Here is a 21,832-nt window from a genome sequence, read left to right as displayed (position 1 = left end):
GTCGGTGGTGCGGTCGACTGCCCCCAGACCGAAGGCGGGCCGGTAGCCGGCCATCCACTCGAAGTGTTCGGTGCGCTCCGGTGGAAGTAGCCGCCTACGTCGATTCCGTCTGAGCGCTACAGCCCCTCGCCGTCGGCCGCGATCGTGCTCATCAGGCGGTCCAGGTGTGAGCGCATCACGGCGATCAGGTCGAATGAGCGCCCGCCGGCCAGCCACTGGAGCCGTAGTCCGGCGTCGAGCGCCGCGCACTGCCGGGCGATGTTCTCGTGGTCCAGGCCCGCTTTGAGTTCACCGGACTCGGCGCCGGCGCGCAGGCGGTCCGCGAGTTCGCGTACGCCCTTTTCCTGCCAGTGGGAGAAGAACTCGTGCGCGGGGTGGTCCGGTGCGGTGGCCTCGGCGCCGATCACGACGGCGAGTTCGAGGATCCCCGGCATGTTCAGTGATTCGGCGGTGTCTTCCAGGTGGCAGCGGAAGGCGTCCCGTACGGAGTCGGGCACGCGTACCCATTGCTCATCGAGCCGCTCGTGCCAGTACTGCACCACGGCCAGCAGGAGTTGCTGCTTGTCGCGGAAGTGGTGGAGCAGTCCGGCGTCGGTGATGCCGGCGTCGCGGGCAACGCGAGCCAGTGAGGTCTTGCGGTAACCGTCCTGGCCGAAGCGCAGCAGCGCGGCCTCAAGGATCTGGTTGCGCCTGGCCAGCCCTGTTGTGTAGCCGCCGCGCGGCCCCCGTGGTGTCCCCATGCGCACAACCGTACCGAGTGCCGTCGCCGGCTCCCACGGAAGCGTCGCTGCCGCATGACAGGGGGCGCCTCGACGCACTCAGTCATGTGATGTGCGTCACTCTGCCAATGCCTAGCGTGCACTAAGTGTTGGCCTCATCATCATCCGAAAGCGAGGGAACGTTTCGCGCCTGCGGCCAAATACGAGCCCTGGCTGACGGCCTGCCGTGCCAGGCACGAACCCGACCCTCCCTGTTCGCGAAAGGAGCGGCTTCATGACACCGACGTCTGCCAGCCCCTCGCTCGACGCAGTCTCGTCCGACGACACCGCGAGATGGACCCCGCGACTGGTCGCCGTACTCATCGCGCTCATCTGGCCGACCCAGCTGCTGGCCGCCGCCGGCATCCTGGGCGCCAATGCCACCGCCAGCGTGGCGCAGAGCTTCCACACCACGCACGTGGCCTGGTTCGGTCTGACCGTCGTCCTCGTCTCGACGCTGCTGACGCCGTTTGTGATGAAACTGGGTGACCGGTACGGCAAAAAGCGGCTCATGCTCGTGATGACCGGCCTGGGGGTCCTCGGAGACGTCATCGCCGCGATGGCGGGCAGTTTCTGGCTTCTGCTGGTCGGACGGGCCATCGCCGGCTGTTACGGCCCCTTCGCCGCCCTGTCCTTCCCCGCCGTACGGGACACCTTCCCCGCCCGGCTGGTGAAGCCGGCCAGCGCCATCCTGGGCAGCAGCGTCGGACTGGTGGCCCTGGCCGCGCCGTTCCTCGCCGGCTGGCTGGTCGACGGCTGGGGCTACAAGGGTGTGATGTGGTTCCTCGCCGCGGCCTCCGCCGTCGGCTTCGCACTGATCGCCTTCCTCGTGCCCCAGACCCCACAGCACGACTTCCGACCCGGCTTCGACTGGCTCGGCGGCCTGGTCCTTGGCGGCTCTCTGACCGCGGTCGTCTACGCGGTCGGCCAGGGACAGAGCTGGGGCTGGGCCGACGCCAAAACGCTCGGCTGGCTCGCCGCCGGCCTGGTCGCACTGGTCGCCTTCTTCTTCGTGGAGCGCTCCAGCGCCCACCCGATCCTGGACCTGAAGGTACTCAGCCGACGCCCGGTCGCCCTGGTCCTCGTCAGCGGCGGACTCGCTCAGGCCGTCGCGTACACCATGCCGGGCATGGCGATCCTGCTCGCCCTCTACCCGCACATCCCCGGCGTCTCCGCCGGTCTTGGGTGGACCGCACAGCACAACGCCGTCGTCAGCGTGACCTGGAACGTGGTGATGTTCGGTACCGGAATCGTTGCCAGCCGCCTCCTGCGCACCGTCGATGCCCGGCTGATCTGGTGGGCGGGGCTGGCCCTGATGGCGGTCGGCTACGGCCTGGTGGGCTTCTTCCACGCCAATGAGACCGAACTCATCCTCACTTCGTGCCTGGCCAACCTCGGCTCCGGCCTCGTCGTCGCGGGAGCTCCGGCGCTGGTCGTCGGCGTGGTGTCCAAGGACGAGCAGGGGCTGGGCAGCGGCATGCTCAACATGGGCATCAACTTCTTCGGCGCCATCGTCACCGCCCTCTCGTTCGCCGCCCTCGCGACACACAGCACCGTCGTGGACGGCACCGCCTTCTACCAGGACGGCGGCTACGCCTGGCTCTTCTGGACCGGAGCGCTGCTCACCGCGCTGACCCTGGCGATATCGCTGTTCATCCCCGCACTGAGGGATCCGGCGGAAACCGACGCCGCCCCCGCAGCCTGAACGGCCCTCCCCCGACGGCCTCCGCCCCGCCGACACCGAGAGAGGCAGACATGCCACACACCTGGACCGCTCAGGTCATCACCCCCGCCTGGCGGGAAGAGCCACCGGGTACGGCGGGCCGCCCGGCCATGCTGCTGCGTGAGGCGTTCACCGTGAGCGGCCAGGTGAGACAGGCGGAGCTGAGGGTCACCGCCCTGGGGGTGTACGAGATGCATCTCAACGGAGCCGTGGTCGGTGACCACGTCCTGGCGCCGGGCTGGACCAGCTACCAGCATCGCCACCGCTACCAGTCCTTCGACGTGACCCGGATGCTGAGCCCCGGTCCCAACAATGCCTGGGGCGCGCACCTGGCTGACGGCTGGTACCGGGGCCTGCTCGGCTTCAACGGCGGCAACCGTGACATCTATGGACCGCACACCGGGCTGCTCGCCGAGCTGCGGATCGAGTACGCCGACGGCAGCGTCCAGACGGTCACGACCGGTCCGGGCTGGCGCGCGGCGGCCGGTCCGGTCACCGCCGCCGGCTTGTACGAGGGGGAGGCATACGACGCCCGCCGGGAGCTGCCCGGCTGGAGCGAACCGGGCTTCGACGACACGCACTGGCATCCGGTGCGCGTGGTGGACTTCGACACCTCGGTGCTGTTCCCGGCCGACAGCCCTCCCGTACGGCGCGTCGAGTGCCTCGCCCCGGTGGCCGTGACCACCTCCCCCAGCGGGCGGGTCCTGGTCGACTGCGGCCAGAACCTGGTCGGCAGGCTACGCATCCGCGTCCGCGGTGAGGCGGGTCGCACCGTAACTCTGCGGCATGCAGAGGTGTTGGAGGACGGCGAGTTGTGCCTACGTCCGCTGCGCGGCGCCACGGCCACCGACCGCTACACGTTGCGCGGCGACGCCGACGGCGAGCAGTGGGAGCCCCGCTTCACCTTCCACGGCTTCCGCTACGCCGAAATCGACAACTGGCCCGGCGAACTCACCCCTGGTGACGTCACCGCTGTGGTCCTGCACAGCGACCTGCGCCGGACCGGTTGGTTCGAGTCCTCCGATCCGTCGCTGAACCGGCTGCACGAGAACGTGGTCTGGGGGATGCGGGGCAACTTCCTGGGTGTTCCCACCGACTGTCCCCAGCGCGACGAACGCCTCGGCTGGAGCGGCGACATCCAGGTCTTCGCCCCCACCGCCACGTTCCTCTACGACACCAAGGACTTCCTGCGCTCCTGGCTGCGCGACCTCGTCGCGGACCAGACCGAGGACCCCGACGGCATCCCCCCGGTGATCAGCCCTGCCATCCCCTTGAACATCCCCGTACCGATGCCTCCCGGCAACCCCCCGATGGCCGGCTGGTGCGACGCCGCCGTCATCGTCCCGTGGGTCCTGTACGAGCGGTACGGCGACACCGAGGTGCTGTGCACCCAGTACCCGTCCATGCGCGCCTGGGTCGACGCCGTCGACCGGATCGCCGGCTCCACGCACGTGTGGGGCGAGGGCTTCCAGTTCGGCGACTGGCTCGACCCCACTGCATCCCCCGACGACCCCGGCGGGGCGACGACCTCCTCCCAACTCGTCGCGACCGCCTACTTCGCGCACTCGTCCCGACTGCTGGCCCGCACCGCCGACGTACTGGGGAAGAAGGACGACGCCGAGCACTACCACGCACTCTCCGATGCCGTACGGCAAGCCTTCCGAGCCCGCTTCCACACCCGCGGCGGCCACCTGACGGAAGAGACCCAGACCGCCTACGCCCTCGCCCTCGGTTTCGATCTGCTCCAGGACGACGCCGAGCGAGCCGAGGCTGGGAACCGGCTGGCCGCACTGGTGGCCGCGCGTGGCCACCGCATCGGGACCGGCTTCCTCGGGACCCCTTTGGTGTGTGACGCGCTCACCGCCACCGGCCACACCGATACCGCGTACCGGTTGCTGCTGGAGCGCTCCTGCCCGTCGTGGCTCTACCAGGTGGACATGGGGGCCACCACGATCTGGGAGCGCTGGGACAGCCTGCTGCCCGACGGCAGCGTCAACCCCGGAGAGATGACCTCCTTCAACCACTACGCGCTCGGCGCGATCGCCGACTGGCTGCACCGCACCGTCGCCGGTCTCGCCCCCTCCGCCCCCGGCTACCGCCGCCTGCTCGTCCGGCCCCGCCCCGGCGGCGGCCTCACCTGGGCCAAGGCCGTGCACGAGACACCGTACGGACGGGCCGAGGTGGCGTGGCGCCTGACCGACGGCCGGCTGACGGTCACAGTGACCGTCCCCCAGGGCACCGAGGCCACCATCGACCTGCCGGGCGCCGAGCCCACCCAGGTCGGGCCCGGCACGCACACCTTCCACGCCCCCCACCGCACCACCGAGGAGCAGCAGTGACCCACCCGTACCAGGACCCCAGCCGCAGCGTCGAAGAACGGGTGGCGGACCTGCTGCCCCGTATGACGCTGGAAGAGAAGGCCGGGCTGCTCTTCCACCACGCGATAGGCATCGGAGCGAACCCCGCACCCGTCGGCCTCACCGCCGAGCAGATGATGTCCGACCAGCTCATGACGCACTTCAACCTGCTGGGCGCGGGCACCCCACGCGAGATGGCGGAGCTCCACAACCGCCTCCAGGAGCAGGCCGCCGCCACCCGGCTCGGCATCCCGGTGACGCTGTCCACCGATCCGCGCCACGCGTTCACCGACAACCCGGGCACCGCGATGATGGCGGGCCCGTTCTCGCAGTGGCCCGAGGCTCTCGGCCTGGCGGCCACCGATGACGTGGAGCTGGTTCGCCGGTACGGCGACACCGTGCGCCGCGAGTACCTGGCCGTCGGTCTGCGTGTCGCCCTGCACCCGCAGATCGACCTGGCCACCGAACCGCGTTGGGCCCGTATCTCGGGCACTTTCGGCGAGGACGCCGACCTGACCTCCCGTATGGCCGCCGCGTACATCGAGGGCCTGCGGGGTCCGGGCGACCAGCTCGGCCAAGACAGCGTGGCAGCGATGGTCAAGCACTTCCCCGGCGGTGGCCCGCAGAAGGACGGCGAGGACCCGCACTTCCCCTACGGCAGGGAACAGGTCTACCCGGGCGGTTTCTTCGACTACCACCTCAAGCCGTTCAAGGCGGCCATCGCCGCCGGGGCCACGCAGATGATGCCGTATTACGGCATGCCGGTCGGCACCGGGCACGAAGAGGTCGGCTTCGGCTTCAACAAGGGGATCATCACCGGGTTGCTGCGCGAGGAGCTGGGCTTCGACGGCATCGTCTGCACCGACTGGGGATTGCTCAACGACGGTCCGGTCATGGGCGAGATGCACGCCGCCCGCGCCTGGGGCGTGGAACACCTCACGCCCGAGGAGCGGGCACTGAAGGTGCTGCACGCCGGCGCCGACCAGATCGGCGGCGAAGCATGCCCCGAGCTGATCGTGGAACTCGTCCGCGACGGACGGCTGGCGGACTCCCGCCTCGACGCCTCCGTCACTCGCCTGCTCGCCGAGAAGTTCCGCCTCGGCCTGTTCGACGGCTGCCGCTATGTAGACCCGGACGCCGCCGAAGAGATCGTCGGCCGCGCCGACTTCCGCACCGCCGGTGAGGCCGCCCAGCGCCGCTCGCTGACCCTGCTCGAAAACCGTGCCGGCGTACTGCCGTTGACGGGCCGCCCCCGGCTGTACGTGGAGGGCGTCGACCCGGCCGTGGCCGCCGAATACGCCGACATCATCGCCGACCCCAGCCAGGCCGACCTCGCGGTGCTACGTCTGAACACCCCCTACGAGGCCCGCCCGGGCCTGTTCGAGTCTTTCTTCCACGCCGGCCGGCTCGACTTCGACCAAGACCGCCTCAAGCAGATCCTCGCCCTGCTCGACACGGTGCCCACCGTCGTCACCATCCACCTCGAACGGCCCGCCGTCATACCGGAGATCGCCGAACGCTGCGCCGCGCTGTTCGCCGCCTACGGCGCCGGCGACCGGGCGCTGCTCGACATCCTGTTCGGCCGGGCGGCCCCGCAGGGCACGCTGCCGTTCCAACTTCCCCGTTCCATGGCCGAGGTCGCGGCCGGCCGTCCGGACGTCCCGCAGGAGAGCGCCGATCCGCTCTACCCCTTCGGCCACGGGCTGCGATATGCCGCCGACTCCACCGCGTGAACCCACCCTGAACGACAAGGAGCCTCGTATGAACAGCGCCTTCCCCAACGGCTTCCTGTGGGGCGCCGCTACCTCCTCCCACCAAGTGGAGGGCGGTAACGTCAACAACGACTTCTGGGAGATGGAACACCGCCCCGACACCTTCTTCTCCGAGCCCAGCGGAGACGCCTGCGACAGTTGGCACCGTTGGGAGGAGGACCTGGACATCGTCGCCGGTCTCGGCCTCGACACCTACCGGTTCTCCCTGGAGTGGAGCCGCATCGAGCCCCCGGTGAAGTCTCCCGCGTCGCGCTCGACCATTACCGATGCATGGTCGCCGGCTGTCGCGAACGCGGATTGAAACCGGTCGTCACCTTGCAGCACTTCACCGTGCCACGCTGGATGACCGCAGCCGGCGGATGGGCCGCCTCCGGCTCCGCCGACCGTTTCGCCCGTTACTGCGAGACCGTCCTGCCCATCCTGGCCGGGGGCGTCTCGTACGTCTGCACCATCAACGAGCCCACCTCGCCGCCACGACCGCCCAACTCCACATGCTCTCCGCCGAACAGCCGGCCTTTACCGGCGTCATGCCCGCCCCCCACCGCCCGACCGCCGACGCTCTGGTCGCCGCCCACGCCCGCGCCGTGGACATCCTGCACGGCCAGTCCGGGATCGCGGTCGGCTGGACGATAGCCAGCCAGGTCGTCCAGGCCGCACCCGGCGGTGATGAGGCGGCCGCCACCTGGTTTCGAGAGCGTGAGGACTTCTTCCTCGAAGCCGCCAGGGGCGACGACTTCATCGGTGTACAGGCATACACCCGCACCGTCATCGGCCCCGACGGCCCCCTGCCCGTCCTGGAGACCAGCGAGCAGACCTAGACCGACTGGGAGTACTACCCCCAGGCCCTGGAACAGGCCGTACGCCACGCTTGGCAGATCACCAGCGGCGTACCGATCCTGGTGACCGAGAACGGCATCGCCACCGCCGACGACACCCGCCGCATCGACTACACCCGCACCGCCCTGCACGGCCTGCGCGCCGCCATGGACGACGGCATCGACCTACGCGGGTACATCCACTGGTCACTGCTCGACAACTTCGAATGGGTCGCCGGCTACAAGCCCACCTTCGGCCTGGTCGCCGTCGACCGCCACCACTTCACCCGCACTCCCAAGCCTAGCGCCCACTGGCTCGGCACCGTCGCCCGCACCGGTCACCTCGCCGAGTGACGGTCGGCCCGACGGCACCTGGTGGATGGTCCACCTCGGCGTCCGCCTCCGGGGCGCCTTTCCCTCCTGGCAGACCCTGGGCCGCGGGACCTTCCTCCTCGCCCCCGTCACCTGGACCCACGACGACTGGCCCTTCATCGGCGCCCCCATCACACCCACCGCCGCCTCCGCCCCCTGGCACGACCAGTTGCGACGCTACGACGGCGGAGTCTCGTACGGCAGCAGGTCGGGGCGCTTGGCCGGCCGCCCGTCGCCCGAGGACCGCCCCGTGACGCGTCGCCCGATCCACGGCACCAGGTGCTCGCGCGCGAAACGCAGGTCGCTCACGCGCCGCGCCGCCCAGCCTGGCAGTACGCCCGGTGCCAGCGGCGCCCGCCAGTCGTCCTCTGACGCGAGCCCCAGCGCCTGCCACACCGCTTCGGCGACCCGCCGGTGCCCCTCCGCCGTCAGATGCAGCCGGTCGACATGCCACAGCCGGGGATCGCCGAGCACGGGGACGCCGTACAGATCGACCACCAGGGCGCCGTGCCGCGCCGCCAGCCCGTCGATGAACTCGAACAGCTCCTCCATGCGCGGGCGGAAGCGCTTCATCACCGGACCGTTGCGGCCGGGGCTGCGCATCAGCACCAGCTGCTTGCAGGAAGGCGACAGCTTGCCGACCGCCTCCTCGAGCAGTCCGCACACCCTGCCCATGTCGACCTTCGGCCGGAGCGTGTCATTGAGCCCGCCCACCAGCGTCACGACGTCCGCCTGCATGGCGGCCGCGACATCGACCTGCTCGGCGACGATCTGGCCGATCAGCTTGCCGCGTACGGCGAGGTTCGCGTACTGGAAACCGGGCGTGCCCGCCGCGAGCCGGGCGGCGAGCAGATCCGCCCAGCCCCGGTACGAGCCGTCGGGCAGGCTGTCCGACATGCCTTCGGTGAACGAGTCGCCGACCGCGACAAGACTGGTGTAGGTGGCATTCAATTCCATGGCGGAGCGATGGTATCCCGCCGCGGCGCGGACTTCGAAGTTACGACTGCCGCTGGCCCGGCCGGCCCACCAGCTCGCGCAGCACGTCCTCCATCGTCACGAGCCCCGCCGGGTTGCCGTCGTCGCCCAGTACCGCCGCCAGATGCGTCCGGCTGCGCCGCATCGCCGTCAGCACGTCGTCGAGCGGCGTGGCCGCCCGCACCCGGGCGATCGGGCGGAGCGCGGAGACCGGGAACGGCACATCGCGCGGTGCGGCGTCCAGCGCGTCCTTCACGTGCAGGTAGCCCAGGATGCGCAGGCCCTCCAGCACGGGGAAGCGGGAGAACCCCGACTCGGCCGACAGCCGCTCCAGGTCCTCCGGCGTCGTCCCCATCTGAGCGAACACCACACGCTCCACCGGCATGACCACGTCCTGCACCGGGCGCCGGCCCAGTTCCAGGGCGTCGTGCAGCCGCTCGGCCGCGCGGTCGTCGAGCAGGCCCGCGTGGCCCGCGTCGGTGACCAGCCGGGCGAGCTCGTCGTCCGTGAACGTCGCGGACACCTCGCTCCTGGTCTCCACCCGCAGCAGCTTGAGCAGCGTATTGGCGAAGGCGTTGATCGAGAAGATCACCGGCCGCAGCGCTCGGGACAGCGCTACCAGCGGCGGTCCGAGCAGCAGCGCGGTCCTGACCGGCTCGGCCAGCGCGATGTTCTTCGGCACCATCTCGCCGAAGAGCATGTGCAGATACGTCGCCGCGGCGAGCGCGATGACGAACGAGATGGGGTGCGTCAGCCCGTCCGGCACGCCGGCGGCGTGGAAGACCGGCTCCAGCAGATGCGCGATGGCCGGCTCGGCGACCACACCGAGCACCAGGGTGCACAGCGTGATGCCCAGCTGGGCGGCGGCGAGCAGCGCCGCGACGTGCTCGAGTCCCCACAGGACGCTGCGCGCCCGCCGGTTCCCGTGTTCCGCCGCCGGCTCGATCTGGCTGCGGCGTACGGAGATCAGTGCGAACTCCGCACCGACGAAGAAGGCATTGACGACGAGCGTGAGCAGGCCGATGAGCAGTTGGACCGCGGTCATCGCCCGGCCTCCTTTTCCCGGGAGCCGAAGGAGCCGGCGGAGTCAGCGGAGTCGGTGGAGCCGGAGCCGGAGCCGGTGGAGTCGGAGCCGGCGGATTCGCCCGGCAGTGGCGCGTGCAACAGCACACGCGCCGCGCGCCGTCCTGCCGCGTCCACCACGTCCAGCTGCCACCCGGCCAGTTCGATGCGATCGCCCACGGCCGGGATACGTCCCAGCTCGTTGGCGACCAGCCCGGCGAGCGTCTCGTACGGGCCTTCCTGCAGCCGCAGCCCGACCCGCTCCAGCTGGTCCGTCCGGGCGGCGCCGTCCGCCGACCACAGCACCCGCCCGTCGGCGTCCTCGCCCGCCTGGGCGAGGTCCGGGGTCTCGTGCGGATCGTGCTCGTCGCGTACCTCGCCGACGACCTCCTCGACGATGTCCTCCAGCGTCACGACGCCCGCCGTGCCGCCGTATTCGTCGATGACGACGGCCATGGTCTGCTTCCCCGACAGCTGGTCGAGGAGCCGGTCCACGGTCAGCGACTCCGGTACGAGCAGCGGCTCGCGCAGCAGGGAAGAGACGGGGTACGAGGGCCTGCGTTCGGCGGGCACGGTCAGTACGTCCTTGATGTGCGCGATGCCGACGACCGAGTCGAGGCTGCCCCGGTAGACGGGGAAGCGGGAAAGACCGGTCGCGCGGGTGGCATTCGCGACGTCCTCCGCGGTGGCCTGCACGTCGAGTGCGGTGACCTGGACGCGCGGGGTCATCACGTTCTCCGCGTTCAGTTCCGCCAGATTGAGGGTCCGTACGAACAGCTCGGCGGTGTCGGCCTCCAGCGCCCCCTCCCTTGCCGAGTGCCGCGCCAGGGCGACGAGCTCCTGCGGGCTGCGGGCGGACGCCAGTTCCTCGGCGGGCTCCATGCCGAAGCGCCGCACGATCCGGTTCGCCGACCCGTTGAGGTGGCTGATCAGCGGGCGGAAGGCAAGGCTGAACATCCGCTGCGGGGCGGCGACCACCTTCGCCACGCCCAGCGGCGACGAGATCGCCCAGTTCTTCGGCACGAGCTCGCCGACGACCATCAGGACGACGGTGGACAGCGCCGTACCGATGACCAGAGCCACCGACGACGAAGTCGAGCGGGACAGGCCGATGTCCTCGAGCGGACCGCGGATCAGCTTGCCGATCGAAGGCTCGGCGAGCATGCCCACGAGGAGGTTGGTCACGGTGATGCCGAGCTGGGCGCCGGAGAGCTGGAACGTAAGGCTGCGTACGGCCTTGAGGGCGCTCGCCGCGCCCCGTTCGCCGCGCTTCACGGCGCGCTCGAGATCGCCGCGCTCGATCGTGGTCAGCGAGAACTCCGCCGCGACAAAGGCCCCGCAGGCGAGCGAGAGCAGCACGGCCACGGCGAGTAGAAGCACTTCGGTCATCGGTTCACCTCCGTCCCATGATCCGGCAGGGTGGGGAGGAGTGCGCGATGTCGACTACTGGGAGGCTCGCCCATGGGCGGACGCTCACACCTTTCAAATTTCAAAGGAAATGGATGATCCGCCCATGGTAAAGGACGAGCAAATTGCGGCAGATGTCAGCCCAAAGGTCACCCCCGGAGCGGCTTGACCCACCGCCGCCACTGAGGCTGCGGGGCGTACCCCGCAGCGCGCCAGGCGTGGTGCGCGCGCTCGTTCTCCGTCAGGACCATCGCGTCGCCGCGCCGCCCGCCCAGCGCCACGAACCGTTCCTCCGCCGCCGCGAGCAGCGCGGAGCCGATGCCGCGCCGCCGACGGTCCGGATGGACGGCCAGCCGGTACAGGTGACAGCGCCATCCGTCGAAGCCCGCGATGACGGTGCCGACGAGTTCGCGGCCGGTGCCGTCCTCGCCCCCGAGGCCCCCGAGGTCGCTCCCGAGGCCGCAGAGCTCCGCGAGGATCAGCGAATCGGGGTCGCGGGCGACCAGTCGCTCCACGCCCGCGCGGTCGTCGCTGATGCTGGTGCCCTCGGCGGCGTCCTTCCAGAAGGCCAGTACCGCGTCCAGGTCGGCAGGCGTCGCGGCCCGTATACGAAGATCATCCATGACTGGCATCCCACCATCCCGCCCCTCGCGATGTCGACCACCCTTCTCATCCCCTGCCGCACTCCCTTGTCTGTGCTAGCGCCAACGCGCTAGCTTGATGGTGTGGCAAAAACTCAGCTGAACGTACGGGTGGACGAGACCACCGCCGAGGCCGCGCGGCAGCGCGCCCTCCAGCGCGGGATGAGCGTGAACCGCTACATCGAGGAGCTCGTCAGGCAGGACGCGGGCGAGGTGGGACGTACCTTCGTGGAGGCCGCGTCCGACTTCATGAAGCAGTACGAGTCGGTGTTCGCGGAGGAGTTCGGCACGGAGCGCGAAGGCAAGCGTTGACTCTCAAGATCGACCTCGCATGGCTCCTCATGATCGCCGAACACCAGACCCCGGGCGACCCGCAGGTCGTCGACTGGGGCGCGCTCGTCGCCGCCGTGGCCCGGCACGACGCGGAGATATTCGCCATCCCCGTCTACAGCGATCCGGCCGCCCGCGCGGCAGCCCTGCTCCAGCTGCTGCTGCACGTGCCCGCGCTGGAGCGCTCGAACGCGATGTTCGCCTCGGCCGTCGCGTACGGCTATCTCGTCGCCTGCGGGCTGAAGGTCGTGACCTCGCCGGAACAGGTGAGGGACCTGGCCAGGCTGGTCAAAGAGGGCAAGGCGGACGTGCACGTGATCGCCGAAGAGCTGCGGCAGTGGAGCCTGTGAGACCGCTGCCCTAGCCGTTGGCCGCCGGTGCGTCCGGTGCGTCCGGTGCGTCCGGTGCTTCCGGTGGCCGGTGTGCCACCCCCAGCACGCACGGCGACGACGGCAGCTTGGGCCCTTTCTCCGGTATGAACAGCCGCCGGTACGTGCCGATGCCGAATCCCGCCGCCGCGATGCCCGCGAGCGGGTCGCGCGCCGTGTGGCAGCCGCCGAAGAGCACGGGCCAAACGGTGCGGTCCAGGACGCGCTGGGCCGTCACCATGGCCCGGCCCTCGCCCCGCCCGTGCTCGAAGAAGCGCAGCTCCCCGCCGGGCCGCAGGACGCGTCTGATCTCGGACAGGGCGCGCGGCACGTCCCGCACACTGCACAGCACCAGCGAGACCACCGCCGCGTCGAACGCCTCGCTCTTGACCGGCAGCGCCTCCGCGGCGCCAGGCACCACGTCGACCGGGACACCGGCGTCCAGCGCCGCCTTCACGGCCAACTGGCGCAGACTGCGCTCCGGTTCGATCGCCACGACCTCCGAGACGGTTGACGGGTAGTGGGCGAAGTTCAGCCCGTTGCCCGCTCCGATCTCGATGACCCGCCCCGAGAGGCCGGCCAGCAGCTCCTCACGGTGCGCGGCCACCCCGCCTCGCAGGTCGGCCGCCACGCTGAAGCGGGCGTAGAAGCGGGCGAAGAGCGGGTGGTGCACGGCGTCCCGGGGAACCTTGCTGCGGCGCTTGGGCATCGCGGATCCTCCTCCGGCGGGGTGTACGGATACCGCGATACTTACCCCGTCGCGCGGCTCACGCCGCTCACGAAGCAGAACTCGTTGCCTTCCGGGTCCCGCAGCACCTGGAACGAGCCGTGCTCGTCGGTGACGATGCCGCCGGTCCTGGTCGCGCCGAGACGCTCCGCCTCGGCACTCGCCGTGTCGAGGTCGCCCGCGTCCAGGTCGAGATGCAGCCGGTTCTTGACGGCTTTCCCCTCGGGTACGCGCTGGAACGCGACCCGGGTCCAGTCCGGCGGATCGACGTACGACCAGTGCGGACTCCGGTCGACCGGGTCGCCGCCGAGCAGGGCGGCCCAGAAGCGGACCAGTACGGCCGGCTCCGCGCAGTCGAAGACGATCTCGTCGATACGTGCTCGCATGGCGACGACCTTACGGGTGCCAGGTGCCGCCGAGCGGGGGCGCGAGCCAAGTCGTGGCGCGGGCACGGAATTCGGCGGGGCTCAGGGCCCCGGCGCCCTCGGGAACGGCGCCGAGCAGGGGAGCGCCCGCGGCTGCCTCCGGCAGGTCGGTGAGGTTGCAGAGTTCGGCGAGGCCGGGGCTGCTGGGCCAGCTGCCGATGACGACCCCGAGCATCTCGATTCCACGGGCGCGCAGGGCCTCGGCGGTCAGTGCTGTCGAGTTGAGCGTGCCGAGGGCGGCCGGGGTGACGACGAGGACGGGTGCGTCCAGGAGGCGGGCGGCGTCGGCGAGGGTGGCGCCTTCGTCGTCGAAGCGGACGAGGAGCCCACCGGCGCCTTCGACGAGTACGAGGTCGTACTCGGCGGCCAGTTTCGCCGCCGCCGTGGCGACGTCGTGCGGCCGTACGGGCGGCAGGCCGGCACGGCGGGCGGCGGTGGCGGGGGCCAGTGGCTCGGGGAACCGCGCGAGTTCGACGCCCTCGACTCCTTCACCAGCCAGCCGTACGACCTCATCGGCATCCCCCGGCTCTCCCGGGGCGAGTCCGGTCTGGGCGGGCTTGAGCACGGCGACGGTACGGCCCTGGGCGCGGGCGACCGCGGCGAGGGCGGCCGTGACGACGGTCTTGCCGATCTCGGTTCCGGTGCCGCTGACGACGATGACGGTCATGCGGTGTGCTCCTGGTGGTTGTTTGTGGGCGGAGTGAGCGGGGGCTTTTCCCCGGAGGGGCCGGAGGGGAGCGGGAGCGTTCCAGCCCGTCCGGGGTCTGGGGCGGAGCCCCCGTGACGGGATGGGCGGGTGGGGGAAAAACCGCTCACGCGCCCGCCGTCGCCGCCGCCCGTACCGCCCCGCAGATCCGCGCAAGATCCTCGTCGTTCGTGACGTACGGCGGCATCGTGTAGATCAGGTCGCGGAACGGGCGCAGCCACACGCCCTCCCGCACCGCTGCCTCCGTCGCCGCCGCCATGTCGACCTCATGCTCCAGCTGTACGACGCCGATCGCACCCAGCACCCGTACGTCCCGGACCCCCGGCAGCCCCGCCACCTCCGCCAGACCTTCGCCGAGCCCCCCTTCGATGCGCTTGACCTCGCCCTGCCAGTCCTGGCCGAGCAGCAGGTCGATCGAGGCGCAGGCCACCGCGGACGCCAGGGGGTTGCCCATGAACGTCGGCCCGTGGGCCAGGACCGGGACCTCGCCCCGCGAGATGCCGTCGGCCACCTCGGACGTGCACAGCGTCGCCGCCATCGTCAGATAACCGCCGGTCAGTGCCTTGCCCAGGCACAGCACATCGGGCGACACGGACGCGTGCTCCGACGCGAAAAGGGCTCCCGTGCGGCCGAAACCCGTCGCGATCTCGTCGAAGACCAGCAGCACGCCGTACTCGTCGCACGCCTCCCGCAGCACCCGCAGGTACTCGGGGGAGTGAAAGCGCATCCCGCCCGCGCCCTGCACCACCGGCTCCACGATCACCGCGGCCAGCTCGTCCGCGTGGCGGGCGATCAGTGCGCGCAGGTGGTCGCCGTACGCCGTGTCGTAGGTGTCGTACGACGCCGGCGGCGCGTCCGCGAAGACCTGGCGCGGCAGCGCGCCCTGCCACAGCTCGTGCATCCCGCCCTCCGGGTCGCACACCGACATCGGCTGCCAGGTGTCCCCGTGGTAGCCGCCGCGCCACGTCAGCAGCCGCTGCTTGCCCGGGCGGCCCACCGAGCGCCAGTACTGCAGGCACATCTTGACCGCGACCTCGACCGAGACCGACCCGGAGTCGGTCAGGAACACGTGCCGCAGCGGCTCCGGGGTGATCTCCACCAGTTTCGCGGCCAGGCGCACGGCCGGCTCGTGGGTGAGCCCGCCGAACATCACATGGCTCATCCGGTCCAGCTGACCGCGCGCCGCCTCGTTGAGGACGGGGTGGTTGTAGCCGTGGACCGCCGACCACCAGGACGACATCCCGTCGATCAACTCGTCCTGGCCGTGGGCGGGCCGAGCGAGTCGCAGCCGTACACCGGACGCGGATTCCACCAGCAGCGGCTCCGCACGCCCCGGCATCGGACCGTACGGATGCCACACGTGCTCCCGGTCGAGGCGGAGCAGCTCGGTGGGGGACAGCGGCTCAGGCATTGGGCGCGAGGTCCGTCCCGGCTCCCCGTCGGCGTACCGACACCAGGTCCGTACGGGCGGCCGGAATCTCCGCGGAGACCTCGTCGGCTTCACCGCCCCCGCCCCCGCCCCCGCACACCGACGCGCAGCCGCCACCGTCCCGGTGCTCCGGCAGCGTCGTCGTGTCCGTACCCTCCACCTCGAAACCGGCGTCGGCGATCATCTCCAGATCCGCCTGGCCCGCCTGGCCCTCACTCGTCAGGTAGTCGCCGAGGAAGATCGAGTTCACCAGGTGCAGCGCGAGCGGCTGCATCGTGCGCAGGTGCACCTCGCGCCCGCCCGCGAGCCGTACCTCCACGTCCGGGCAGACGAACCGCACCATCGCGAGAATCCGCAGGGCCCGCTGCGGCGTCAGGTTCCACTCCTTGGCGAGCGGCGTCCCCTCGAAGGGGATCAGGAAGTTCACCGGCACCGAGTCCGGGTCGAGCTCGCGCAGCGCGAAGACCACGTCCACCAGGTCCGCGTCCGTCTCGCCCATGCCCGCGATCAGACCGGAGCACGCGGACATGCCCGCGGCCTGCGCCTGCTGGACGGTCTCCACGCGGTCGGCGTAGGTGTGGGTCGTGGTGATGGCCCCGTACGTCGACTCGGAGGTGTTCAGGTTGTGGTTGTACGCGTCGGCGCCCGCCGCCCGCAGTCGCTCCGCCTGCCCGTCGGACAGCAGCCCGAGGCAGGCACACACCTCGACGTTCTCGTTCTGGTCCTTGATGGCCTCGATCGTCTTCGAGACGCGGTCGACGTCCTTGTCCGTCGGTCCGCGCCCGCTCGCCACCAGGCACACCCGCTTCGCGCCGCCCGCGACCCCGGCGGCGGCCGCCTTGGAGGCCTCGTCGGGCTTCAGCCAGGTGTACTTCAGGATCTCGGCCTTCGAGCCGAGCCGCTGCGAGCAGTACGAACAGTCCTCGGGGCACAGGCCCGACTTGAGGTTGACCAGGTAATTGAGTTTCACCCGCCGGCCGAACCACTGGCGGCGTACCTTTCCGGCCGCGGCCACCACATCGAGCAGCTCGTCGTCGGATGTCGCCAGCACGGCGAGCGCTTCTTCGCGGGTCGGCAGCTCGCGCCGCAGCCCCTTCTCCACCAGCGTGTTCAGCAGGTCCATGGTCCCGATCCTGGCCTACGGCACCGCCTGCGGCCAAGGAGGAACCGCACAAGAGCGGCCTCACGAGGTGTGGGTATTGCCACACCCTGACCTCGCGCGGGCCCGGCTAGTGTCTGTGGGCTGCCTACAAAAGAGCCGACAAAGGGACTCACCCATGCCCCAGGGACCGTTCGACTGGATCGACGAACAGGCGGCGGTACGTGCCAGGGCCGGGCTCGTCCGGACCCTGCGCCCGCGCCCCGCCGAGTCCGCCCTGCTGGACCTCGCGAGCAACGACTACCTCGGCCTCACCCACCGCCCGGACGTCACCGCCGCCGCCGCGCAGGCCGCCCGCCGCTGGGGCGCGGGAGCCACCGGGTCGCGGCTCGTCACCGGCAGCACACAGCTCCACGCCGAACTTGAGCGGGAATTGGCCGATTTCTGCGGCTTCGAGGCCGCCCTCGTCCTCTCGTCGGGTTACGCCGCCAACCTCGCCGCACTCACCGCGCTCAGCGGCCACGGTTCGCTGATCGTCTCAGACGCCCTCAACCACGCCTCGATCGTCGACGGCTGCCGCCTCTCGCGCGCCACGACAGCCGTCGTGCCGCACGCCGACCCCGACGCCGTCCGCAAGACGCTCGACGCGCACGACGGCCGCGCCCTCGCCGTCACCGACTCGGTGTTCTCGGTGGACGGCGACGCCGCGCCTCTCCCCGAACTGGCGGCCACCTGCCGTACGTACGGCGCTGCCCTCCTCGTCGACGACGCCCACGGCCTCGGGGTCCTCGGTGACGGCGGCAGGGGCGCACTGAACGCGGCGGGCCTGGCGGGAGCGGACGGAGTCGTCGCCACCCTCACCCTGTCCAAGTCGCTCGGCAGCCAGGGCGGGGCGGTCCTCGGCCCGGCCCGGGTCGTCGACCACCTGGTCAACACGGCGCGTACGTTCATCTTCGACACCGGTCTGGCGCCGGCCGCCGCCGGCGCCGCGCTGGCGAGCGTACGGCTGCTGCGCAGCGAACCGGAGCTGGCCGCGAGGGCCCGTACCGTCGCCGTGTCGCTGCATCGCGGACTGACGGACGCGGGTCTGACCGCCGTGCGGCCGGACGCCGCCGTGGTGTCCGTCCTGGCGCCCTCGCCGGAGGCGGCGGTGCGGTGGGCCGCCGACTGCCGGGCGGCCGGTCTCGTCGTGGGCTGTTTCCGCCCGCCGTCGGTGCCGGACGGGATCTCCCGGCTCAGGCTGACCGCGCGGGCCGATCTCACGGACCAGCAGGTCGCGGAAGCGGTGGGCACGGTTGTGCGGACCGCGCCCACCGCCGCCTTCTGACAGTCACTCGGGCCGACTCCCCGCGCGCAGCGCCTCGTCGCGCACCGCCGACAGGAAGCACGTCCACGTGTCCGCCGCGAAGAGCAGGGCGGGCCGTGCGACGTTCTTGGAATCGCGCACGGCCAGCAGCCGGCCGTCGGCGAGGCGGGCCGCCTCGACGCAGTTGTTCATCCCGGTGCTGCGGCTGCTGCGCCGCCACCGGGCTCCGTGCAGGACAGTGCTGGAAGGTACGTTCGCAGGAGGTGCGGACATGGTGCCTCCCTACCGGGCATCACCGATACGGGTGATGAGAGCGGATGACTCCTCGGGTGAAAGGGCCTGCGCCTGAAGCGCGTTGAACGCGGCGTCGTACGCCTTGAGGTCTTCTTTCCGTTCGAGGTAGAGGCTACTCGTCAAGTGGTCGATAACAACCACATCCAGATCAGCTATGTTCGGAAAAGAGAAGATAACGAAAGGGCCCGTGAATCCAATGTGGGCTCCGGATGCGAACGGCAGCACCTGCAAACGGACATGAGGCAATTCTGCCACCACCAGCAACTGCCGTAACTGCTGTTTCATCATGTGCGGACCGCCCACCGGCCGGTGCAGCGCGCCCTCGTCCAGCACCGCGCTGAATCGCAAGGGCGCCGTGGCCCGCAACACCTCCTGGCGTGCGATCCGCACCTCGACCAGCGCATCGACCTGCGCCGCGGGCAGGCCCGCCAGCGCCGCCCGCGTCACCGCCCGCGCGTAGTCCGGCGTCTGCAGCAGCCCCGGCACCACCGTGGTCTCCAGAGTGCGCGCCGAACTCGCCTGGGACTCCAGGCTGATGAGGTCGCGGTACTGGGGCGGCAGCAGCCCGCGGTACGCGTGCCACCAGTGCTTGCCGCCGTCGTCGGCCGGTGGGCGCGTCAACGCGTCGACGAGCACCCTGAGTTGTGGATCCGTTACGCCGTACACATCGAGCAGCCGGGTCACGTCGGACGGCTTCACGGCGCTGCGCCCCGTCTCGATCCTGCTCACCTTCGACTGGTGCCACCCGACCAGACGGGCGGTCTCGGGGCTGGTGAGCCCCGCCCTGTCGCGCAGGCTCCGCAGCTCCTCTCCGAGCTTGCGCCGACGTACCGCGGGACTGTGCCGCATGTCCGCCTCCCTCCAACGGGCGAGGATGCGCCGGTCCGGGCCCGAATACGGTCTGGCGCAGCAAAGTTCACCGCTTCGAGCGACAGATATATGCATATCTTGGGGGATCATCCCCTATGGCAGCACCATGAGTGGCACTCTGGCGCGAAGCGCAATCCGAGGCCGTCCTCGAAGTTCATCCGCTACGAGTCGGAGTCCGGCCCCGGTGGGAAAGGGACAGCGTCGCCATGGCAGACCATCAGGAAGTATCCGTCACTCTGCCGAGCGAGCCAGCCTCGGTCTGTGCCGCGAGGAGATACGTCGCGGAGATTCTCGGTGAGTGGGGGATGCCCCCGCGTTCCGATGCCGCCGACACGGTACGGCTGATCGTTTCGGAGCTGGCCACCAATGCCGTTCAGCACACCTTCGGGCAGTCGCCGACGTTCACCGTCGACGTACAGCTCGAACGGGACGAGCAGCTGCGGATCGGAGTCACCGACAGCCACCCGCGCTGGCCGAAACGGCTTCCCGCAGCCGTTCAGCAGGACAACGGGCGCGGCATAGTGATCATCCGGTGTCTCACCGCCGAATGCGGGGGGCGGGTCTCGGTCCAGCCCACCCAGGACGGCGGCAAGACCGTGTGGATCCAGCTGCCCTGGACCGTCCCCGTCCAGCAGCCCGTAGTCCAGTAACGAACCTCGTGGCCGTCAGACGGCGGAAGCCCGGCCGAACGCGCCGCGCAGCAGCGCGCGCAGGGTGTCCGCCGCCGGACTCGCCTCGCCGGGCCGGTGCACCACCGAGATCGTGCGCCGCAGCCCGGCCGGCTCCAGCGCTCGTACGCCCACAGGGGTCATCGCCATCGCGGCGACCATCTCGGGCACCACGGCCACCCCCAGCCCCGCGCTGACGAGCGCGCACACCAGGGCGTACCCGGTGACTCGCACACCACCGCCGGGGCCGCTCCGGCCGCTGCCAGCGCCGCCTCGACGCCCTGCCGGGGCGGATGGGAGGGCGCACTGCTGATCAGCGGCTGCCCCGCGAGCTCGGCCACCGGCAGCCGCCCGGCACCGCCGGTCAGCGCGTGCCCGGGCGCTGTCACCAGTACGAGCTCCTCGTCCAGCAGGGGCTCCGCCGCCACCCCGGAGGGAAGCGGCACGGGCGGCGCGGGCTCGTACGCATGGGTCAGCGCCAGGTCGATCAAGCGTTCCTTTAGGCAGACCCAGCAGATCGGAAGTACATGCTATAGGCCCCGAGAGGCCAGGCTGGGGCCATGGACGCACAACTGGTCGCATTCACGGGCGTCGCCGCCGGCGTCAGCGGGACCGCGCCGGCCGTGCTGGGGGTGGTTCTGCTGGCGGGCCCGGTGGCGGCGGCCTCGTGACGGCCCGGCCACCCGGTCCCCGCGCACCTCAGACGAGCCCGCGCTCCTCCGTGCCGCGCTCCACGCAGAATTCGTTGCCCTCGGGGTCGGCCATGACCACCCAGCCGCGGCCGTCCTCGACGCGCTGATCGCTGACGATCCGCGCACCGAGAGCGGCGAGCCGCTCCACCTCGGCATCCCGCGTGCCGCGCGGCGGCTGGATGTCGAGGTGGAGGCGATTCTTGACGGTCTTTCCCTCAGGGACCCGGACGAACAGAAGCCCGGGCACATTGGGTTGCTCCGGATCGATCAGGACCTCGTCGTCGTCCGGCTCGCTGTCCTCCAGCCGGTACCCGGTCAGTTGAGACCAGAACTCGGCTACGGCATACGGGTCGTGGGCGTCGAAGGTGATGTGACGTACCGGATTCAGGAAGGTCATGGCGCTGAACGTACCTTCCGGGACCGACAGCCGGCAGGCTGATTTCAGCGCACCCGGCCGTACCGCACGCTCTTGGACCAGATCTTCTCCAGCTTCACCACGGAGCCCGACTTGGGCGAGTGCCAGATTTTGCCGCTCCCCGCGTAGATGCCCACGTGGTAGACGCTCCCTCCCGAGCGGAAGAAGACCAGGTCACCGCGCTGCCGATCGGAGGCGGAGACGCGCCGGGTCTTGTTGTACTGGGACTGGGCGGTGCGCGGCAGGCTCTTGCCGGCCTTTTTGTACGAATAGAGCGTCAGCCCTGAGCAGTCGAACCGGCTCGGACCCGCAGCGCCGTGCTTGTACGGAGCCCCCTTCTTCGACGCGGCGATGTTGAGCGCCTTCGTCGAGTGGGCCGCGGCGTGCGCCTCGGGGACGGCCCCCGGCGCCAGCATCGTGCCGCCGAGCGCGGCGAGGGTGAGAGCCGAAGCGGCTCCGGCCCGGGACAGTACGGTCGGGACATTCCTGTGCGCGGTCATGCGCAACCCTTCGTCAGCCGCCTGTGAAGGATGACCTGTCGGGTTCGGACAGGCGAAGATGCCCGGCCGCGTGCTGCGGCTTCACCCCGAGGGACGACCGTCTCCGGTCACCCCGTACTGC

21 protein-coding genes and 2 pseudogenes are annotated in these 21,832 nt (G+C 70.6%); 8 read left to right on the top strand and 15 right to left on the bottom strand.

The genetic code is table 11. The features are described from left to right. Positions 1 to 116: 116 nt before the first annotated feature. On the bottom strand, positions 117 to 740 hold the full coding sequence (locus AC1P0E_RS03430; RefSeq protein WP_482740666.1) for a TetR/AcrR family transcriptional regulator: 624 nt from the start codon (positions 738 to 740) through the stop codon (positions 117 to 119). Positions 741 to 993: 253 nt separating this feature from the next. Between AC1P0E_RS03430 and AC1P0E_RS03425 the strand changes: the two genes are divergently transcribed. The 4 genes and pseudogenes from AC1P0E_RS03425 to AC1P0E_RS03410 all read left to right on the top strand — a co-directional run bounded on the left by AC1P0E_RS03425 (position 994) and on the right by AC1P0E_RS03410 (position 7,779). After that, positions 994 to 2,463 carry an MFS transporter gene (locus AC1P0E_RS03425; RefSeq protein WP_482740665.1) on the top strand — a complete coding sequence of 490 codons (1,470 nt, stop codon included), beginning with the start codon at positions 994 to 996 and terminating at the stop codon, positions 2,461 to 2,463. Between the two features lie 50 nt (positions 2,464 to 2,513). Then, positions 2,514 to 4,820 carry a glycoside hydrolase family 78 protein gene (locus AC1P0E_RS03420; protein WP_482740664.1) on the top strand — a complete coding sequence of 769 codons (2,307 nt, stop codon included), beginning with the start codon at positions 2,514 to 2,516 and terminating at the stop codon, positions 4,818 to 4,820. Further along, entirely contained in the window at positions 4,817 to 6,571 is a 1,755-nt protein-coding gene (locus tag AC1P0E_RS03415; RefSeq protein ID WP_482740663.1) for a glycoside hydrolase family 3 protein, read from the top strand. The genes AC1P0E_RS03420 and AC1P0E_RS03415 overlap by 4 nt, the downstream gene beginning before the upstream one ends. A 28-nt stretch (positions 6,572 to 6,599) precedes the next feature. Beyond that, positions 6,600 to 7,779: pseudogene (locus AC1P0E_RS03410) on the top strand (glycoside hydrolase family 1 protein). A 195-nt stretch (positions 7,780 to 7,974) separates the two neighbouring features. Here the strand turns inward: AC1P0E_RS03410 and AC1P0E_RS03405 are convergent. The 4 genes from AC1P0E_RS03405 to AC1P0E_RS03390 all read right to left on the bottom strand — a co-directional run bounded on the left by AC1P0E_RS03405 (position 7,975) and on the right by AC1P0E_RS03390 (position 11,864). Then, positions 7,975 to 8,754, bottom strand: coding sequence for an SGNH/GDSL hydrolase family protein (locus AC1P0E_RS03405; RefSeq protein WP_482740662.1), 780 nt, complete (start codon positions 8,752 to 8,754; stop codon positions 7,975 to 7,977). 40 nt (positions 8,755 to 8,794) lie between these two features. Further along, positions 8,795 to 9,817 carry a hemolysin family protein gene (locus AC1P0E_RS03400; RefSeq protein ID WP_482740661.1) on the bottom strand — a complete coding sequence of 341 codons (1,023 nt, stop codon included), beginning with the start codon at positions 9,815 to 9,817 and terminating at the stop codon, positions 8,795 to 8,797. Beyond that, on the bottom strand, positions 9,814 to 11,223 hold the full coding sequence (locus tag AC1P0E_RS03395) for a hemolysin family protein (RefSeq protein WP_482740660.1): 1,410 nt from the start codon (positions 11,221 to 11,223) through the stop codon (positions 9,814 to 9,816). Before AC1P0E_RS03395 ends, AC1P0E_RS03400 begins: the two co-directional genes overlap by 4 nt. Positions 11,224 to 11,390: 167 nt before the next feature. Further along, positions 11,391 to 11,864, bottom strand: a complete 474-nt coding sequence (locus tag AC1P0E_RS03390; protein ID WP_482740659.1) for a GNAT family N-acetyltransferase — start codon at positions 11,862 to 11,864, stop codon at positions 11,391 to 11,393. A gap of 102 nt (positions 11,865 to 11,966) precedes the next feature. On the opposite strand from AC1P0E_RS03390, the gene AC1P0E_RS03385 reads away from it, so the two are divergent. Both AC1P0E_RS03385 and AC1P0E_RS03380 read left to right on the top strand, forming a co-directional pair. Further along, positions 11,967 to 12,194, top strand: coding sequence for an antitoxin (locus AC1P0E_RS03385; RefSeq protein ID WP_214910147.1), 228 nt, complete (start codon positions 11,967 to 11,969; stop codon positions 12,192 to 12,194). Then, positions 12,191 to 12,562, top strand: a complete 372-nt coding sequence (locus AC1P0E_RS03380) for a fic family toxin-antitoxin system, toxin component (protein WP_482740658.1) — start codon at positions 12,191 to 12,193, stop codon at positions 12,560 to 12,562. Before AC1P0E_RS03385 ends, AC1P0E_RS03380 begins: the two co-directional genes overlap by 4 nt. A gap of 10 nt (positions 12,563 to 12,572) precedes the next feature. On the opposite strand, the gene AC1P0E_RS03375 is transcribed toward AC1P0E_RS03380, so the two are convergent. From AC1P0E_RS03375 to bioB, 5 genes are all read right to left on the bottom strand, one after another. After that, entirely contained in the window at positions 12,573 to 13,289 is a 717-nt protein-coding gene (locus AC1P0E_RS03375; RefSeq protein ID WP_482740657.1) for a class I SAM-dependent methyltransferase, read from the bottom strand. A 41-nt stretch (positions 13,290 to 13,330) separates the two neighbouring features. Beyond that, entirely contained in the window at positions 13,331 to 13,693 is a 363-nt protein-coding gene (locus tag AC1P0E_RS03370) for a VOC family protein (RefSeq protein ID WP_482740656.1), read from the bottom strand. Positions 13,694 to 13,703: 10 nt separating this feature from the next. Continuing rightward, positions 13,704 to 14,399, bottom strand: coding sequence for a dethiobiotin synthase (bioD, locus tag AC1P0E_RS03365; protein ID WP_482740655.1), 696 nt, complete (start codon positions 14,397 to 14,399; stop codon positions 13,704 to 13,706). 145 nt (positions 14,400 to 14,544) lie between these two features. Continuing rightward, positions 14,545 to 15,849 (bottom strand): adenosylmethionine--8-amino-7-oxononanoate transaminase, encoded by a 1,305-nt coding sequence (locus AC1P0E_RS03360; RefSeq protein ID WP_482740654.1) that lies wholly within the window; start codon positions 15,847 to 15,849, stop codon positions 14,545 to 14,547. Then, positions 15,842 to 16,990 (bottom strand): biotin synthase BioB, encoded by a 1,149-nt coding sequence (gene bioB / locus AC1P0E_RS03355; RefSeq protein ID WP_482740653.1) that lies wholly within the window; start codon positions 16,988 to 16,990, stop codon positions 15,842 to 15,844. Before bioB ends, AC1P0E_RS03360 begins: the two co-directional genes overlap by 8 nt. A gap of 154 nt (positions 16,991 to 17,144) precedes the next feature. Between bioB and AC1P0E_RS03350 the strand changes: the two genes are divergently transcribed. After that, positions 17,145 to 18,293 carry an 8-amino-7-oxononanoate synthase gene (locus AC1P0E_RS03350; RefSeq protein WP_482740652.1) on the top strand — a complete coding sequence of 383 codons (1,149 nt, stop codon included), beginning with the start codon at positions 17,145 to 17,147 and terminating at the stop codon, positions 18,291 to 18,293. Positions 18,294 to 18,296: 3 nt separating this feature from the next. Here AC1P0E_RS03350 and AC1P0E_RS03345 read toward each other — a convergent pair whose 3' ends face one another. Further along, complete coding sequence (locus tag AC1P0E_RS03345; protein WP_482740651.1) at positions 18,297 to 18,545, bottom strand: DUF397 domain-containing protein; 249 nt, start codon at positions 18,543 to 18,545, stop codon at positions 18,297 to 18,299. Between the two features lie 9 nt (positions 18,546 to 18,554). Further along, entirely contained in the window at positions 18,555 to 19,415 is an 861-nt protein-coding gene (locus AC1P0E_RS03340) for a helix-turn-helix domain-containing protein (protein ID WP_482740650.1), read from the bottom strand. 227 nt (positions 19,416 to 19,642) lie between these two features. Between AC1P0E_RS03340 and AC1P0E_RS03335 the strand changes: the two genes are divergently transcribed. Beyond that, positions 19,643 to 20,086 carry an ATP-binding protein gene (locus AC1P0E_RS03335; RefSeq protein ID WP_482740649.1) on the top strand — a complete coding sequence of 148 codons (444 nt, stop codon included), beginning with the start codon at positions 19,643 to 19,645 and terminating at the stop codon, positions 20,084 to 20,086. Between the two features lie 15 nt (positions 20,087 to 20,101). Here the strand turns inward: AC1P0E_RS03335 and AC1P0E_RS03330 are convergent. From AC1P0E_RS03330 to AC1P0E_RS03320, 3 genes and pseudogenes are all read right to left on the bottom strand, one after another. Further along, a pseudogene (locus tag AC1P0E_RS03330) lies at positions 20,102 to 20,592 on the bottom strand (LysR family transcriptional regulator substrate-binding protein); the annotation flags it as partial. A gap of 211 nt (positions 20,593 to 20,803) precedes the next feature. Then, a complete protein-coding gene (locus AC1P0E_RS03325) occupies positions 20,804 to 21,193 on the bottom strand; it encodes a VOC family protein (RefSeq protein ID WP_482740648.1) in 390 nt (129 codons plus the stop codon). A 44-nt stretch (positions 21,194 to 21,237) separates the two neighbouring features. Further along, positions 21,238 to 21,711 carry a C40 family peptidase gene (locus tag AC1P0E_RS03320; protein ID WP_482740647.1) on the bottom strand — a complete coding sequence of 158 codons (474 nt, stop codon included), beginning with the start codon at positions 21,709 to 21,711 and terminating at the stop codon, positions 21,238 to 21,240. Between the last annotated feature and the right edge of the window lie 121 nt (positions 21,712 to 21,832).

It is taken from the genome of Streptomyces sp. TRD_SC_5 (assembly GCF_056836825.1).
Note: the sequence above shows the minus strand (reverse complement) of the source record. Positions and strands in the feature narration are given on the sequence as shown.

Coding starts and splice junctions, on each gene's coding strand:
- bioD (WP_482740655.1), bottom strand. CDS start 14,399: ATGACCGTCATCGTCGTCAGCGGCACCGGAACCGAGATCGGCAAGACC.
- AC1P0E_RS03360 (WP_482740654.1), bottom strand. CDS start 15,849: ATGCCTGAGCCGCTGTCCCCCACCGAGCTGCTCCGCCTCGACCGGGAG.
- AC1P0E_RS03425 (WP_482740665.1), top strand. CDS start 994: ATGACACCGACGTCTGCCAGCCCCTCGCTCGACGCAGTCTCGTCCGAC.
- bioB (WP_482740653.1), bottom strand. CDS start 16,990: ATGGACCTGCTGAACACGCTGGTGGAGAAGGGGCTGCGGCGCGAGCTG.
- AC1P0E_RS03400 (WP_482740661.1), bottom strand. CDS start 9,817: ATGACCGCGGTCCAACTGCTCATCGGCCTGCTCACGCTCGTCGTCAAT.
- AC1P0E_RS03405 (WP_482740662.1), bottom strand. CDS start 8,754: ATGGAATTGAATGCCACCTACACCAGTCTTGTCGCGGTCGGCGACTCG.
- AC1P0E_RS03340 (WP_482740650.1), bottom strand. CDS start 19,415: ATGCGGCACAGTCCCGCGGTACGTCGGCGCAAGCTCGGAGAGGAGCTG.
- AC1P0E_RS03350 (WP_482740652.1), top strand. CDS start 17,145: ATGCCCCAGGGACCGTTCGACTGGATCGACGAACAGGCGGCGGTACGT.
- AC1P0E_RS03395 (WP_482740660.1), bottom strand. CDS start 11,223: ATGACCGAAGTGCTTCTACTCGCCGTGGCCGTGCTGCTCTCGCTCGCC.
- AC1P0E_RS03390 (WP_482740659.1), bottom strand. CDS start 11,864: ATGGATGATCTTCGTATACGGGCCGCGACGCCTGCCGACCTGGACGCG.
- AC1P0E_RS03325 (WP_482740648.1), bottom strand. CDS start 21,193: ATGACCTTCCTGAATCCGGTACGTCACATCACCTTCGACGCCCACGAC.
- AC1P0E_RS03320 (WP_482740647.1), bottom strand. CDS start 21,711: ATGACCGCGCACAGGAATGTCCCGACCGTACTGTCCCGGGCCGGAGCC.
- AC1P0E_RS03335 (WP_482740649.1), top strand. CDS start 19,643: ATGGCAGACCATCAGGAAGTATCCGTCACTCTGCCGAGCGAGCCAGCC.
- AC1P0E_RS03375 (WP_482740657.1), bottom strand. CDS start 13,289: ATGCCCAAGCGCCGCAGCAAGGTTCCCCGGGACGCCGTGCACCACCCG.
- AC1P0E_RS03420 (WP_482740664.1), top strand. CDS start 2,514: ATGCCACACACCTGGACCGCTCAGGTCATCACCCCCGCCTGGCGGGAA.
- AC1P0E_RS03345 (WP_482740651.1), bottom strand. CDS start 18,545: ATGTCCGCACCTCCTGCGAACGTACCTTCCAGCACTGTCCTGCACGGA.
- AC1P0E_RS03370 (WP_482740656.1), bottom strand. CDS start 13,693: ATGCGAGCACGTATCGACGAGATCGTCTTCGACTGCGCGGAGCCGGCC.
- AC1P0E_RS03430 (WP_482740666.1), bottom strand. CDS start 740: ATGGGGACACCACGGGGGCCGCGCGGCGGCTACACAACAGGGCTGGCC.